The following is a 12,372-nucleotide window of genomic DNA, read 5'->3' on the forward strand; positions in this document are numbered from 1 at the left end:
ATTGCTTACAGTGAAATTATTTTCTACCAAAGAGAGAGCCTAATAAGCCTCGGACGATTTTTTGTCCTGTACTACCACCGAGACTACGTGCTGCACTTTTTGCAAAAGTGCCTACAATATCTTGTGTAAGTTTTTCACGTTGTTTTGCTGCACGTTCAGCTTCTTTTTGCTGTTCTTTGGCAATACGTTCTTGCTCTTTGGCTTGCTGTTTTGCTGCAACCTCTTGTTGTTTTAATTGTTGCTTAGTGATTTCTTCAAGCTGCTTTGCTTGCTGCGCTGCCAATTCAAAGGCGATTTTTTGTTGTGCACTCTCTGTTACTTTGCGCTGTAACATTTCATAGGCACTATCACGATCAACTGCATTTTCATACACACCAGCCACAATACTTTGCTCTATCAACGTCTTGCGCTCTTCTACACTGAGTGGGTTAAATGCAGAATAAGGCGGCATAACCATGCCTCGCTCTACGATTTGTGGTGTACCTTGTTCATCCAAACAGCTAATTAAAGCTTCACCAACAGCCAGTTCAGTAATGGCTTGATCAACTTTAAATTCTGGATTAGCACGAAAGGTATCTGCGGCAGTTTTTACGGCTTTTTGATCTTTTGGAGTAAAGGCACGTAAAGCATGTTGTATTCGATTACCGAGTTGTCCGAGTACGTTTTCTGGAATGTCGAGCGGACTTTGTGTAATAAAATAAATCCCAACACCTTTGGAGCGAATTAGACGCACCACTTGTTGAATTTTTTCTTGTAGCGCAGGGCTAGCGTTATCAAATAATAAATGGGCTTCATCAAAGAAAAATACCAGTTTCGGTTTGTCCATATCACCTACTTCAGGTAATTTTTCAAACAGCTCTGAAAGCATCCAAAGTAAAAATGTTGCATAGAGTTTAGGTGTATTCATCAATTTATCAGCCGCCAATAAATTGATGTAGCCATGACCATTGGAGTCAGTTTGAATAAAATCCATGATATCCAAGCTGGGTTCACCAAAGAATTTATCACCACCTTGATCGCCCAAAGCTAAAAGATTGCGCTGGATTGCACCTAAACTTGCGGGTGAAAGATTGCCATATTCTGCTTTGAGTGCTGCTGCATTTTCACTGACATAAGTCAGCATTGCTTTGAGGTCTTTAAAGTCAATCAGCAATAAACCTTGATCATCAGCAACCCGAAAAACAGCAGAAAGTACGCCTTCTTGGGTTTCATTTAAGTTAAGCATTTGCGCAAGCAGTAAAGGGCCAATTTCTGAAACGGTGGTGCGGATTGGATGTCCTTGCTCACTAAAAAGATCCCAAAAAATAGTGGGTGAGGCTGCAAATGGAACCTGATCGACCCCTAAGCTTTTAATACGCTCATCAAATTTAGGATTGCTTGAACCTGCTTTGGCTATACTGGATACATCACCTTTTGCGTCAGCTAAAAATACAGGCACGCCAATTCGTGAGAAATTTTCAGCTAATACTTTGAGTGTAATGGTTTTTCCTGTTCCTGTTGCACCTGCGATGAGACCATGACGGTTGGCGAACTGTGAATGTAAAACGATTTCTTGGGTGGTATCTGATGTTTTTTTTGCAATGACGATTGGTGTGCCCATTATTATTCCTATAGCTTTAATTTGAGTTTGAATATTTTATTAACTCAAGATTTATCTCTTTGTTGTTATACAAAATGCCATGAATTAAAGGTGTAGTAAAACTGTTTTTATTGATGGGTTTTGCGAGGAGTGATCGTTGTGATTGAGTCTGATAGAATTCAGTTTATATAGAGATGAGTTGAAATTTTGAGCCAAATTAATTTTGCATCATTGAAAATAAAAATAGAGTAAAAATGTTTAGAGTAGAAAATGTATCTTATGACGTGCTTAAGCATGTCAGTTATAGGGAGATGGGATATGGTTAAAATGATTTAGGTCATCGTGCAAAGTCTTATCTTTGGGTGCAACATTTAGGTGTATTTTTAAAAGTGACTCAGCATGCAATAGATGAATTTATTGAAGAGTGTATTATCGATGATAAAAATCAATCTGAACCAGACATCGACTATCTTTACCAGTTGAATTATCCTTCTGCGCGGAATTTAGCTTTTGAGTATCCAAACTTTTTTTGCCAACTATTATTTGATTTTCCTGATTTAATTTATCGTCCATTTTTTGATGTTTTCGCTATTTGGAAGGAATCTGATTTAAAGTATGTAATGAATACGATGACAAAAGTAAGTATCAAAAATGGCTTTATACATATGGAAGGTGAAGGCTTTTTTGTAGATAAATTTGCACATCTAAAAAACTATCATTTTTCCTATGAGCTGAGCGGGTATCAACTCATAGAGAATATTTCCTATTTCAACCTTGAATCGCCTTTAATCCATTTTCAATATCTTGTATCAAATCATCTGTATCTTCCAAACCGATACAAAAACGTACCAACAAGCCTTTTTGTAAATGTGAATGTTCCAAATGGCGCATATCATCTAAATTATATAACATCACCAAACTGACTGGACCACCCCAACTAAAGCCGAGTTTAAATAATTTTAAATGGTCACAGAATTTACGAATCGCAGTCATGTCATATTCAGGTTTGAAAATGACACTGACCAAACCTGCACTTTGTCCAGTTTGACAAGTTTCTTTCCAATATTGATGGCTGACATTGTCAGGATCGGCAGGATGGAGTACTTGAGCGAAAATATCTTGCGTCTTTAACCATTCCAAAAGTTTTAAAGCAGTTTGTGCTTGATGTTCGTATCGAATTTTCATTGAAGCCAAGCTACGTTGTACTTGTGCTGCATCATCCGCTGAAATAGCAATGCCTTGAATGGCATGTGCACGGAATAGCTTGTGATGCAAAGCTTTATCACGGGTCACGACCGAACCCATAAGAATATCACCGCCACCACTTGGATATTTGGTCAACGCATGTGCGTTAATGTCGACACTTAAATGTTCATCACTAAAATCAAAAGCATTAAATGCTAAGCCAGCTCCCCAAGTATTATCCAAAGCAGTGAGTATATTTTTTGCTTTGGCTTTTTTGACGAGATTGATGAGGTCAGGGAATTCTAATGTGACTGAACCTGCTGCTTCCAACCAAATCAATTTTGCTTTATCACTAGGTTGAAATGAATCAACATCAATCGAGTTATAGACCTTAACGGTGATTCCGTAACGTTTCTCAAGGTTGCGCAAATGCTCCATGTTTGGACCATAGATATTGTCTGCAACCCAAACCTCATCGCCGTGACTTAAAAAACAAGAATTGACAAGGTTGATAGCCGACAAACCACTTGGCGCAAGTAGGCAATATTCACCACCTTCTATTTGAGCTATGTTGTCACCTAAAGTAAAAGTTGTCGGTGTGCCATGTGTGCCATAACTATAGTCATAGTCATCTGTCCAATGGCGATTAAATAGTGCATCGGTATTTTCGAAGATGATCGTAGACGCACGAAATAGGGGAGGTTGAACAGTGTTTATATATTGTGGGGCTTTGCGTGGTGAATGAATCAAAGCAGTTTGTGGTTTTAGTTTCACACGAATACTCAAATCTAACCAATAAAATGATGAATCTAAGCAAAACATATTCAGATAGTAACGAAAAGCAATTAATTGTGAAAAAGAATAAATAAAACTGATATTGGCTTCATTTTTGCATTTATACAGTTGTGTTTTATTGACTTTGTACGTAACAGATACAACAAGAATAGGTGATAACATGAAGAAACTTAAAGTGCATTATTTTCAGCATATTGCAGGTGAAGGCTTTGGCAGTTGTTATGAGTATTTAAAAGCAATGGGTGCTGAAATTACAGCAACAGAGTTTTTTGCTTTACCACCAGATTCGCAATTAGACATAGATGCATTACCACATGTGAATGATGTGGACTTACTGATGATTATGGGCGGTGAAATGAGTGTAAATGATGAAGCAAATTATCCATGGTTAAAAATTGAAAAAAGATGGATTCGACGTTATTTGGCGGCGCAAAAGCCCGCCATAGGTTTGTGTTTAGGTGGGCAGCTTATTGCAAATGCATTAGGGGCAAATGTAAGTCGCAATCCGACACAAGAAATTGGTTGGACTTTAATCAATAAGAGTCAGCCTGTCTTGGAAAATGTATTTCAGATCCCAGAGCAAATGAAAGTGATGCAATGGCACAGTGAAACCTTTGATATTCCTAAGGGTGCGATCAGATTGGCGGAAAATCAGGCATGTACAAATCAACTCTATCAAATCGGTAAAAATGTCTTGGGGTTTCAGTTTCATCCTGAAATTACTCCACATAGTTTAAATATTTTTATAGATCATGAAGAGGAAAATAGGGTGTTTAATAATGCACCATTGCAGAGTTTGAATACCTTAAGACACTCTCAACAGCAATATTATCAAATGGGAAATTTGTTACTTAATCATGCAATCGATTTTGTTTTAAGGATATAGCGAAATGATTAAGTAATAAACAATGTAAGTTTACAATTAAAATGAGTTAAATAAATAAAAACGGTCAAATAAGTTTGCTTAAGTGTTAAACAGTCGCTATAATGGGCGACCCTTTGATAGGAAGGGCTGAATGGCGAAGAAAGTCATTCAGATCGTTACAGTCGTGGCATCGATCACGACCTTAGTGATAACTCACTGCTCTTGACACTTGCCTTTTTAGTGGGGTGAGATGCGTCAGGAGTGATTCTTTATATATTTGGCTTGGAGTTAACTGGTATGTCTAACCAGAGAATTCGTATCCGTCTTAAGTCTTTTGATCATCGTTTAATTGATCAATCTTCTCAAGAGATCGTAGAAACAGCAAAACGTACTGGCGCACAAGTGTGTGGTCCAATTCCGATGCCTACTCGCATCGAGCGTTTTAACGTTTTAACATCACCACACGTAAACAAAGATGCGCGTGACCAATACGAGATCCGCACTTATAAACGTTTGATCGACATCGTTCAACCTACAGATAAAACTGTAGATGCATTGATGAAGTTGGATCTTGCAGCTGGTGTTGATGTTCAGATCGCATTGGGTTAAGGCTTTCGGTTAATTAACGCTCTAAGTTAATTAAGCCGCTTTTTTAGAGGTTTATGCACATGGCTATTGGTTTAGTCGGTCGCAAGTGCGGTATGACACGTATCTTTACAGATGCTGGTGTTTCTGTACCTGTAACAGTGATTGAGGTTGATCCTAACCGTATCACTCAAATCAAAACGCTTGAAACTGATGGTTATCAAGCGATTCAAATCACTACTGGTGAACGTCGCGAATCTCGCGTAACTAACGCTCAAAAAGGTCACTTTGCGAAAGCGGGTGTTGCTGCTGGTCGTTTAGTTCAAGAATTCCGCGCTACAGAAGCTGATCTTGAAGGTCGTGAAGTTGGTGGAACTATCGGTGTAGATTTGTTTACAGTGGGTCAAATTGTTGACGTAACTGGCCAGTCTAAAGGTAAAGGCTTCCAAGGTGGTGTTAAGCGTTGGAACTTCCGTACGCAAGATGCTACACATGGTAACTCTGTATCTCACCGTGTTTTAGGTTCTACAGGTCAAAACCAAACTCCTGGTCGCGTATTCAAAGGTAAGAAAATGCCTGGTCACTTAGGTGATGTACGTGTAACAGTACAAGGTCTTGAAGTTGTATCTATTGACGCTGAACGTTCAGTTCTAGTTGTTAAAGGTGCGATTCCTGGTGCTACTGGTGGCGACGTTATCGTTCGTCCTACGATCAAGGCCTGAGGGGAAATAACGTGAATTTAAAAACTGTTTCCGGCTCTGCTGTTGAATTGTCTGAAGTTGCGTTTGGTCGTGACTTTAATGAAGCACTTGTACACCAAGTTGTTACAGCTTATTTAGCTGGTGGTCGTCAAGGCTCAAAAGCACAAAAATCACGTGCAGACGTTTCTGGCGGTGGTAAAAAGCCATTCCGTCAAAAAGGTACTGGCCGCGCTCGTGCTGGTTCTATTCGTAGCCCAATCTGGGTTGGTGGTGGTAAAACTTTTGCTGCACGCCCACAAGATTGGTCTCAAAAAGTTAACCGTAAAATGTACCGCGGTGCAATGCAATGTATCTTAGCTGAACTTGTTCGCCAAGATCGTCTGGTATTGGTTGAAGAGTTTGCTGTTGAAGCACCTAAAACTAAAGAATTGCTTGCAAAACTTAACGACTTGAACGCTACTCGCGCATTAATCGTTACTGAAGCTGTAGATGAAAATCTATATTTAGCTGCACGTAACCTTCCACATGTTGATGTGGTAGATGCTGCTGGGATCGATCCTGTTGGCTTGATCGCGTTTGATAAAGTTGTAATGTCTGTTGCTGCTGCTAAGAAAATTGAGGTAGAACTCGGATGAACAACGAACGTATCTATCAAGTCCTAAAAGGACCTGTATTCTCAGAAAAAGCACAAGTTTTAGGTGAAACTGCTGGTGTTCAAGTTTTTAAAGTTGCACTCGATGCAAACAAGCTTGAAATCAAGAAAGCGGTTGAACAATTATTTGGTGTAGAAGTTGTTAAAGTTAACACAACTATCACTAAAGGTAAGACTAAGCGCTTTGGTCGTACATTAGGACGTCGTTCTGATGTTAAAAAAGCATACGTCACCCTGAAAGCTGGCCAAGATGTCGAAATGGCTGACTTGGGCGATACCGCTGAAAGCGCAGCGGAATAAGGACGAAAATTATGCCGATTCAAAAATGTAAGCCAACGTCTCCAGGGCGTCGCTTTGTAGAGAAAGTGGTTCATAGCCATCTTCACAAAGGCGCACCTTATGCTCCGTTGGTAGAAGCTAAAAAACGTACTGGTGGTCGTAATAATAACGGTCACATTACGACTCGTCACGTTGGTGGCGGACATAAGCAGCATTACCGTATTGTTGACTTCAAACGTAACAAAGATGGTATTCCTGCAACTGTAGAACGTATTGAATACGATCCTAACCGTACTTCTCATATTGCATTAGTGCTTTATGCTGACGGTGAGCGTCGTTATATCATTGCACCTAAAGGCCTTCGCGCTGGTGATAAAGTACAATCTGGTAACGATGCTCCAATTCGTACAGGTAACTGCTTGCCACTTCGCAACATGCCAATCGGTTCTACACTACATAACATTGAACTTAAAATCGGTAAAGGCGCTCAATTAGTGCGTTCAGCTGGTACTTCTGCTCAATTGTTGGGTCGTGACGGTTCTTACGCAATCATTCGTCTTCGTTCAGGCGAAATGCGTAAAGTACACGTTGAATGTCGCGCTGTATTAGGTGAAGTATCTAATGCGGAAAGCAACCTTCGTTCACTTGGTAAAGCAGGTGCATCACGCTGGCGTGGCGTTCGTCCTACCGTTCGTGGTATGGCGATGAACCCAGTAGACCATCCACACGGTGGTGGTGAAGGGCGTAATAAAGGTATTCAACCTGTAAGCCCATGGGGTCAAAAAGCGAAAGGGTACAAGACACGTACCAATAAGCGTACGACTAAGATGATCATTCGCGACCGTCGCGTTAAGTAACAAGTAAAGGAATCTGACAATGCCTCGTTCTCTGAAAAAAGGCCCATTCGTCGATGCGCACTTGTTCGCTAAGGTTGAAGCGGCAGTAGCGAGTAACTCTCGTAAGCCGATCAAAACTTGGTCGCGTCGTTCGATGATCCTCCCGGATTTTGTTGGTTTAACAATTTCTGTACATAATGGCCGTAACCATGTTCCAGTGATCGTATCTGAACATATGGTTGGTCATAAATTAGGTGAATTCGCGCCAACTCGTACCTATCGTGGTCACGGTGTTGACAAGAAGTCTAAACGTTAATAGGTGCTATGATGGAAGTAACTGCTAAATTACGCGGTGCCGCTATCTCGGCACAAAAAACTCGTTTGGTTGCAGACCTAATCCGTGGCAAATCTGTTGCTCACGCGCTTAATATCCTTAATTTCAGCAACAAAAAAGCTGCAGTTTTGGTTAAAAAAGCATTGGAATCTGCAATTGCAAACGCTGAACATAATAACAGTTTAGATGTAGATGATCTTAAAGTAACTACGATTTACGTTGATGAAGGCATGAGCCTTAAACGTATTATGCCACGTGCGAAAGGCCGTGCAGATCGTATTACTAAGCGTACTTGTCACATCACCGTTAAGGTAGGGGTTTGATATGGGTCAGAAGGTTCATCCAATCGGTATCCGCCTAGGTGTTGTGAAACGTCATAACGCTAACTGGTATGCGAATCCGAAACAATACGCTGAATACTTGCTTAAAGATTTGCAAGTTCGTGAGTTTTTAACTAAAAAACTTAAGAATGCAATGATCAGCAATATTCTTATCGAACGTCCTACAGGCGCTGCTAAAGTAACAATTAGCACTGCTCGTCCAGGTATCGTGATCGGTAAAAAAGGCGAAGACATTGAGAAATTACAGCGTGAACTTACCAATATTATGGGTGTTCCTGCGCAAGTAAGTATCAATGAAATTGATCGTCCAGACTTAGACGCGCGTCTAGTTGCTGAAGCAATCGCTTCTCAATTAGAAAAACGTGTAATGTTCCGTCGTGCTATGAAGCGTGCGGTACAAAACACAATGCGTGCTGGCGCTAAAGGTATCAAAGTTGAAGTTTCAGGCCGTTTAGGTGGTGCAGAGATTGCACGTACTGAATGGTATCGTGAAGGTCGTGTACCTTTACATACGCTTCGTGCTGATATTGATTACGCTACTATGCGTGCTGAGACTACTTACGGTACGATCGGCGTTAAAGTATGGATTTTCCGTGGTGAGATTTTAGGTGGCATGAAACAAGTCATGAACCCTGCTCCTGCTGAAGAGCGTCCAGCTAAACGTGGTCGTGGTCGTGGTGAAGGTCAAGAGCGTCGTGGTCGTCGCAATGATCGTTCTGCTGAAAAAGGAGAATAATCCATGTTGCAACCTAAACGTACTAAATTCCGTAAAGTACAAAAAGGCCGTAACACAGGTCTAGCACATCGCGGTAGCACTGTATCTTTTGGTACTGTTGCGCTTAAATCTATCGAACGTGGTCAAATGACTGCGCGTCAGATTGAAGCTTGTCGTCGTACAATCAGTCGTCGTGTTAAACGTGGTGGTAAGATCTTTATCCGTGTTTTCCCAGACAAACCAATTACTGAAAAACCATTAGAAGTTCGTATGGGTAAAGGTAAAGGTTCTGTGGAATACTGGGTTTGCCAAATCAAACCAGGTAAGATCTTGTACGAAATGGATGGTGTTAGCGAAGAATTGGCTCGTGAAGCGTTTACGCTTGCAGCAGCTAAGCTTCCGTTTAAAACCACTATCGTTACTAAGACGGTGATGTAATGAAAACTAAAGATCTACGTGAAAAATCGGTAGAAGAGTTGGTAGCTTTGCTTGATGAGCAACAGTTGAATCAATTCCGTCTTCGCATGGCGAAAGCAACTGGTCAGTTGGGTAAATCGCATGAAGTTGCGCTTACTCGTAAGACAATTGCTCGCATCAAGACCCTCCTTACCGAAAAACAGGGGAACGCACAATGAGTGAGCAAACAGTTCGCACGTTAACAGGCAAAGTGGTAAGTGACAAAATGGACAAGTCTATTGTTGTTCTTATCGAACGCCGCGTTCAACACCCGTTGTATGGCAAATCAATCCGCCGTTCAACTAAATTACACGCTCATGATGAAAACAACGTTGCTAAAATTGGCGACCTCGTAAGCATCAAAGAAAGCCGCCCAATTTCTAAAACTAAGTCTTGGACTCTAGTTGAAGTAGTTGAAGCTGCTGCTGAGTAATTAACGTTCTTGTTGCATCATCGGTCAATTTCGAGTACTCTTTGAGCCTTTCGAAATTGCGACCGGTGATGCTCGGTTTTGGAGTAGGGCAATGATTCAAACCGAAAGTATGCTCGACGTAGCAGACAACAGTGGTGCTCGCCGTGTACAATGTATCAAAGTACTAGGTGGTTCACATCGTCGTTATGCTTCTGTTGGCGACATTATTAAAGTTACTGTAAAAGAAGCAATTCCACGTGGCCGTGTTAAAAAAGGTGACGTGATGAATGCAGTTGTAGTTCGTACTAAATTCGGTATTCGTCGTCCAGACGGTTCAGTGATCCGTTTTGATGATAATGCTGCAGTTATTTTGAACAACAACAAGGCTCCGATTGCCACTCGTATTTTCGGACCAGTGACTCGTGAACTTCGTACTGAACAGTTCATGAAAATCATTTCATTGGCTCCTGAAGTTCTATAATAGAGGCAATCATGGCTAAGATTAGAAAGGGCGATCAAGTAATTGTGATTGCAGGTAAAGAAAAAGGCAAACAGGGTACTGTTCTGTCTGTTTCTAACGACCGTGTTATGGTAGAAGGCCTTAACTTGGTTAAGAAGCATCAAAAGCCGAACCGTGCAACTGGTGCTGAAGGCGCTATCGTTACACAAGAAGCTTCGCTTCATATTTCAAACGTGGCAATTTTTAATGCTACAACCCAAAAGGCTGACCGTGTTGGTTACCAAGTGACTGAAGGCGTGAAAACTCGCGTTTACAAGTCAAATGGTGAATCAGTGGCGGTGGCGAAGTAATAGGTTGAAATAAGGCTATGGCCAGACTTAAAACGCGTTATAACGACGAAATCCGAGCTAAGTTGAAAGAAGAACTTGGCTTGGCAAACGTGATGGAGATTCCTCGCATCACAAAAATTACCATTAATATGGGTGTTGGTGCGGCTGCAGCTGACAAGAAATTGTTAGATGGCGCTTTAGCTGATATGCAAGCTATTGCTGGTCAAAAACCAGTACTTACATTAGCTCGCAAATCTATCGCAGGTTTCAAAATCCGTGATGGTTGGCCGATTGGTTGTAAAGTTACTTTACGCGGCGAACAAATGTACGAATTCTTAGACCGTTTGATCTCAATTGCGATCCCTCGTATCCGTGACTTCCGTGGTTTCTCTGCGAAATCATTCGATGGTCGTGGTAACTACTCAATGGGTCTCAAGGAACAAATCATGTTCCCTGAAATCGATTTTGATAAGATCGATCGTATTCGTGGTATGGACATCACCATCACTACGACTGCTCGCACTGATGACGAAGGCCGTGCGCTTATGCGTGGTTTCGGCTTCCCATTCAAATAAGAGGTCGATATGGCTAAGAAAGGTATGATTAATCGCGAATTGAAACGCGAAAAAACAGTTGCTAAATACGCTGCAAAACGTGCTGAATTAAAAGCAACGATTGCAAACGTAAATGCTTCTGATGAAGAACGTTTCGATGCGATGATGAAGTTACAAGCATTACCACGTAATGCATCTCCAGTACGTCTTCGTAACCGTTGTGGTTTAACTGGTCGTCCTCATGGTTACTTCCGTAAGTTCGGTTTAAGCCGTAACAAATTACGTGACACAGTAATGCAAGGTGATGTACCGGGCGTTGTTAAGGCAAGCTGGTAAGGAGCGACTATAAATGAGTATGCAAGATACCGTTGCCGACATGTTAACACGTGTTCGTAACGCACAAATGGCAAAGAAACAAACTGTTTCTATGCCAAACTCTAAGTTGAAAGTTGCGATTGCGAACGTACTTCAACAAGAAGGTTATATTTCAAATGTAGAAGTTGCTGATAATGAAGGCAAAGCTACTTTGACTATTACTTTAAAATATTTCGAAGGCAAACCAGTTATCGATACTGTGAAACGTGTAAGCCGTCCAGGTCTACGCCAATATCGCGGTAAAGATGCACTTCCTAGCGTTAAGCAAGGTTTAGGTATTGCAATTGTTTCTACAAGCAAAGGCATCATGACTGATCGCGCTGCACGTGCTGCGGGCGTTGGTGGTGAAGTTATTGCTTTTGTTTCTTAATAGGTGATTCCTCATGTCTCGTGTGGCTAAAGCCCCAGTAACTGTACCAAATGGTGTAACAGTTACTCAGAACGGCCGGCAGGTCGAAGTGAAAGGCAGCAAAGGTACGTTGTCTTTCAACCTGCATGCGCTGGTCGAGCTAAAACAGGAAGAAGGTCAACTTCAAATTGCTCCTAAAGCTGAGTCGAAAGACGCTTGGATGCAAGCCGGTACTGCTCGCGCTGTTCTTAACAACCTTGTAAAAGGTGTTAGCGAAGGTTTCGAACGCAAGTTACAACTGATTGGTGTTGGTTATAAAGCTGCGGTTAAAGGTAACATTGTTAACCTTAACCTTGGTTTTTCACATCCAATCGACTACAACCTTCCAGAAGGTGTAACTGCTGAAACTCCAACTGCAACTGAAATCTTACTTAAATCTGCTGATAAAGCAAAATTAGGTCAAGTAGCTGCAGATATCCGTGGTTACCGTCCGCCAGAGCCATATAAAGGTAAAGGTGTTCGTTATTCTGACGAAGTTGTACTTCGTAAAGAAGCTAAGAAGAAATAAGG

Annotated in this window: 19 protein-coding genes and 1 pseudogene; 18 read left to right on the forward strand and 2 right to left on the reverse strand. The window is 41.3% G+C overall.

Annotated elements, in window-relative coordinates:
- Window positions 1-16: 16 nt before the first annotated feature.
- Both HUS24_RS12645 and HUS24_RS12650 read right to left on the reverse strand, forming a co-directional pair.
- On the reverse strand, window positions 17-1,600 hold the full coding sequence (locus HUS24_RS12645) for a helicase HerA-like domain-containing protein (RefSeq protein ID WP_173912325.1): 1,584 nt from the start codon (window positions 1,598-1,600) through the stop codon (window positions 17-19).
- A gap of 747 nt (window positions 1,601-2,347) precedes the next feature.
- Window positions 2,348-3,538 (reverse strand): PLP-dependent transferase, encoded by a 1,191-nt coding sequence (locus tag HUS24_RS12650; RefSeq protein ID WP_254433868.1) that lies wholly within the window; start codon window positions 3,536-3,538, stop codon window positions 2,348-2,350.
- Between the two features lie 181 nt (window positions 3,539-3,719).
- Between HUS24_RS12650 and HUS24_RS12655 the strand changes: the two genes are divergently transcribed.
- From HUS24_RS12655 to rplF, 18 genes and pseudogenes are all read left to right on the forward strand, one after another.
- Entirely contained in the window at window positions 3,720-4,445 is a 726-nt protein-coding gene (locus HUS24_RS12655; protein ID WP_173912326.1) for a type 1 glutamine amidotransferase, read from the forward strand.
- A 276-nt stretch (window positions 4,446-4,721) separates the two neighbouring features.
- Window positions 4,722-5,033 (forward strand): 30S ribosomal protein S10, encoded by a 312-nt coding sequence (rpsJ, locus tag HUS24_RS12660; protein WP_004725677.1) that lies wholly within the window; start codon window positions 4,722-4,724, stop codon window positions 5,031-5,033.
- Between the two features lie 59 nt (window positions 5,034-5,092).
- Window positions 5,093-5,731 carry a 50S ribosomal protein L3 gene (gene rplC, locus HUS24_RS12665; RefSeq protein ID WP_173912327.1) on the forward strand — a complete coding sequence of 213 codons (639 nt, stop codon included), beginning with the start codon at window positions 5,093-5,095 and terminating at the stop codon, window positions 5,729-5,731.
- A gap of 11 nt (window positions 5,732-5,742) precedes the next feature.
- Complete coding sequence (gene rplD / locus HUS24_RS12670) at window positions 5,743-6,345, forward strand: 50S ribosomal protein L4 (protein WP_068973570.1); 603 nt, start codon at window positions 5,743-5,745, stop codon at window positions 6,343-6,345.
- Window positions 6,342-6,662: a 50S ribosomal protein L23 gene (rplW, locus tag HUS24_RS12675; protein ID WP_004825192.1), complete on the forward strand. Its 321-nt coding sequence runs from the start codon at window positions 6,342-6,344 to the stop codon at window positions 6,660-6,662. The genes rplD and rplW overlap by 4 nt, the downstream gene beginning before the upstream one ends.
- A gap of 11 nt (window positions 6,663-6,673) precedes the next feature.
- A complete protein-coding gene (rplB, locus tag HUS24_RS12680; protein ID WP_173912328.1) occupies window positions 6,674-7,498 on the forward strand; it encodes a 50S ribosomal protein L2 in 825 nt (274 codons plus the stop codon).
- Window positions 7,499-7,517: 19 nt separating this feature from the next.
- On the forward strand, window positions 7,518-7,793 hold the full coding sequence (gene rpsS, locus HUS24_RS12685; RefSeq protein WP_004869548.1) for a 30S ribosomal protein S19: 276 nt from the start codon (window positions 7,518-7,520) through the stop codon (window positions 7,791-7,793).
- An 11-nt stretch (window positions 7,794-7,804) separates the two neighbouring features.
- The gene (gene rplV, locus HUS24_RS12690) at window positions 7,805-8,134 is read left to right on the forward strand and encodes a 50S ribosomal protein L22 (RefSeq protein ID WP_065994096.1); all 330 of its coding nucleotides are present in this window, start codon (window positions 7,805-7,807) and stop codon (window positions 8,132-8,134) included.
- Between the two features lies 1 nt (window position 8,135).
- Window positions 8,136-8,952: pseudogene (gene rpsC / locus HUS24_RS12695) on the forward strand (30S ribosomal protein S3).
- On the forward strand, window positions 8,892-9,305 hold the full coding sequence (gene rplP / locus HUS24_RS12700; protein ID WP_065994098.1) for a 50S ribosomal protein L16: 414 nt from the start codon (window positions 8,892-8,894) through the stop codon (window positions 9,303-9,305). Before rpsC ends, rplP begins: the two are co-directional and overlap by 61 nt.
- Window positions 9,305-9,502, forward strand: a complete 198-nt coding sequence (gene rpmC / locus HUS24_RS12705; RefSeq protein ID WP_065994099.1) for a 50S ribosomal protein L29 — start codon at window positions 9,305-9,307, stop codon at window positions 9,500-9,502. Before rplP ends, rpmC begins: the two co-directional genes overlap by 1 nt.
- On the forward strand, window positions 9,499-9,756 hold the full coding sequence (gene rpsQ / locus HUS24_RS12710) for a 30S ribosomal protein S17 (RefSeq protein WP_173912329.1): 258 nt from the start codon (window positions 9,499-9,501) through the stop codon (window positions 9,754-9,756). The genes rpmC and rpsQ overlap by 4 nt, the downstream gene beginning before the upstream one ends.
- Before the next feature lie 91 nt (window positions 9,757-9,847).
- Window positions 9,848-10,216: a 50S ribosomal protein L14 gene (gene rplN, locus HUS24_RS12715; protein WP_004725701.1), complete on the forward strand. Its 369-nt coding sequence runs from the start codon at window positions 9,848-9,850 to the stop codon at window positions 10,214-10,216.
- Between the two features lie 11 nt (window positions 10,217-10,227).
- Window positions 10,228-10,545 carry a 50S ribosomal protein L24 gene (gene rplX / locus HUS24_RS12720; RefSeq protein ID WP_065994101.1) on the forward strand — a complete coding sequence of 106 codons (318 nt, stop codon included), beginning with the start codon at window positions 10,228-10,230 and terminating at the stop codon, window positions 10,543-10,545.
- A 17-nt stretch (window positions 10,546-10,562) separates the two neighbouring features.
- Entirely contained in the window at window positions 10,563-11,099 is a 537-nt protein-coding gene (gene rplE / locus HUS24_RS12725) for a 50S ribosomal protein L5 (RefSeq protein ID WP_065994102.1), read from the forward strand.
- A gap of 9 nt (window positions 11,100-11,108) precedes the next feature.
- Window positions 11,109-11,414 (forward strand): 30S ribosomal protein S14, encoded by a 306-nt coding sequence (gene rpsN / locus HUS24_RS12730; RefSeq protein WP_065994103.1) that lies wholly within the window; start codon window positions 11,109-11,111, stop codon window positions 11,412-11,414.
- A 13-nt stretch (window positions 11,415-11,427) separates the two neighbouring features.
- Complete coding sequence (rpsH, locus tag HUS24_RS12735; protein WP_107007583.1) at window positions 11,428-11,823, forward strand: 30S ribosomal protein S8; 396 nt, start codon at window positions 11,428-11,430, stop codon at window positions 11,821-11,823.
- A 13-nt stretch (window positions 11,824-11,836) separates the two neighbouring features.
- On the forward strand, window positions 11,837-12,370 hold the full coding sequence (rplF, locus tag HUS24_RS12740; protein ID WP_171530625.1) for a 50S ribosomal protein L6: 534 nt from the start codon (window positions 11,837-11,839) through the stop codon (window positions 12,368-12,370).
- The last annotated feature ends 2 nt before the right edge of the window (window positions 12,371-12,372 follow it).

It is taken from the genome of Acinetobacter sp. Marseille-Q1618 (assembly GCF_902809855.1).
Classification (GTDB): Bacteria; Pseudomonadota; Gammaproteobacteria; order Pseudomonadales; family Moraxellaceae; genus Acinetobacter.

Excerpts from the sequence above, each read along its gene's own strand:
- HUS24_RS12645 (WP_173912325.1), bottom strand. The coding sequence starts at position 1,600 with ATGGGCACACCAATCGTCATTGCAAAAAAAACATCAGATACCACCCAA.
- HUS24_RS12655 (WP_173912326.1), top strand. The coding sequence starts at position 3,720 with ATGAAGAAACTTAAAGTGCATTATTTTCAGCATATTGCAGGTGAAGGC.
- rpsJ (WP_004725677.1), top strand. The coding sequence starts at position 4,722 with ATGTCTAACCAGAGAATTCGTATCCGTCTTAAGTCTTTTGATCATCGT.
- rplC (WP_173912327.1), top strand. The coding sequence starts at position 5,093 with ATGGCTATTGGTTTAGTCGGTCGCAAGTGCGGTATGACACGTATCTTT.
- rplW (WP_004825192.1), top strand. The coding sequence starts at position 6,342 with ATGAACAACGAACGTATCTATCAAGTCCTAAAAGGACCTGTATTCTCA.
- rplB (WP_173912328.1), top strand. The coding sequence starts at position 6,674 with ATGCCGATTCAAAAATGTAAGCCAACGTCTCCAGGGCGTCGCTTTGTA.
- rpsS (WP_004869548.1), top strand. The coding sequence starts at position 7,518 with ATGCCTCGTTCTCTGAAAAAAGGCCCATTCGTCGATGCGCACTTGTTC.
- rplV (WP_065994096.1), top strand. The coding sequence starts at position 7,805 with ATGGAAGTAACTGCTAAATTACGCGGTGCCGCTATCTCGGCACAAAAA.
- rplP (WP_065994098.1), top strand. The coding sequence starts at position 8,892 with ATGTTGCAACCTAAACGTACTAAATTCCGTAAAGTACAAAAAGGCCGT.
- rpmC (WP_065994099.1), top strand. The coding sequence starts at position 9,305 with ATGAAAACTAAAGATCTACGTGAAAAATCGGTAGAAGAGTTGGTAGCT.
- rpsQ (WP_173912329.1), top strand. The coding sequence starts at position 9,499 with ATGAGTGAGCAAACAGTTCGCACGTTAACAGGCAAAGTGGTAAGTGAC.
- rplN (WP_004725701.1), top strand. The coding sequence starts at position 9,848 with ATGATTCAAACCGAAAGTATGCTCGACGTAGCAGACAACAGTGGTGCT.
- rplX (WP_065994101.1), top strand. The coding sequence starts at position 10,228 with ATGGCTAAGATTAGAAAGGGCGATCAAGTAATTGTGATTGCAGGTAAA.
- rplE (WP_065994102.1), top strand. The coding sequence starts at position 10,563 with ATGGCCAGACTTAAAACGCGTTATAACGACGAAATCCGAGCTAAGTTG.
- rpsN (WP_065994103.1), top strand. The coding sequence starts at position 11,109 with ATGGCTAAGAAAGGTATGATTAATCGCGAATTGAAACGCGAAAAAACA.
- rpsH (WP_107007583.1), top strand. The coding sequence starts at position 11,428 with ATGAGTATGCAAGATACCGTTGCCGACATGTTAACACGTGTTCGTAAC.
- rplF (WP_171530625.1), top strand. The coding sequence starts at position 11,837 with ATGTCTCGTGTGGCTAAAGCCCCAGTAACTGTACCAAATGGTGTAACA.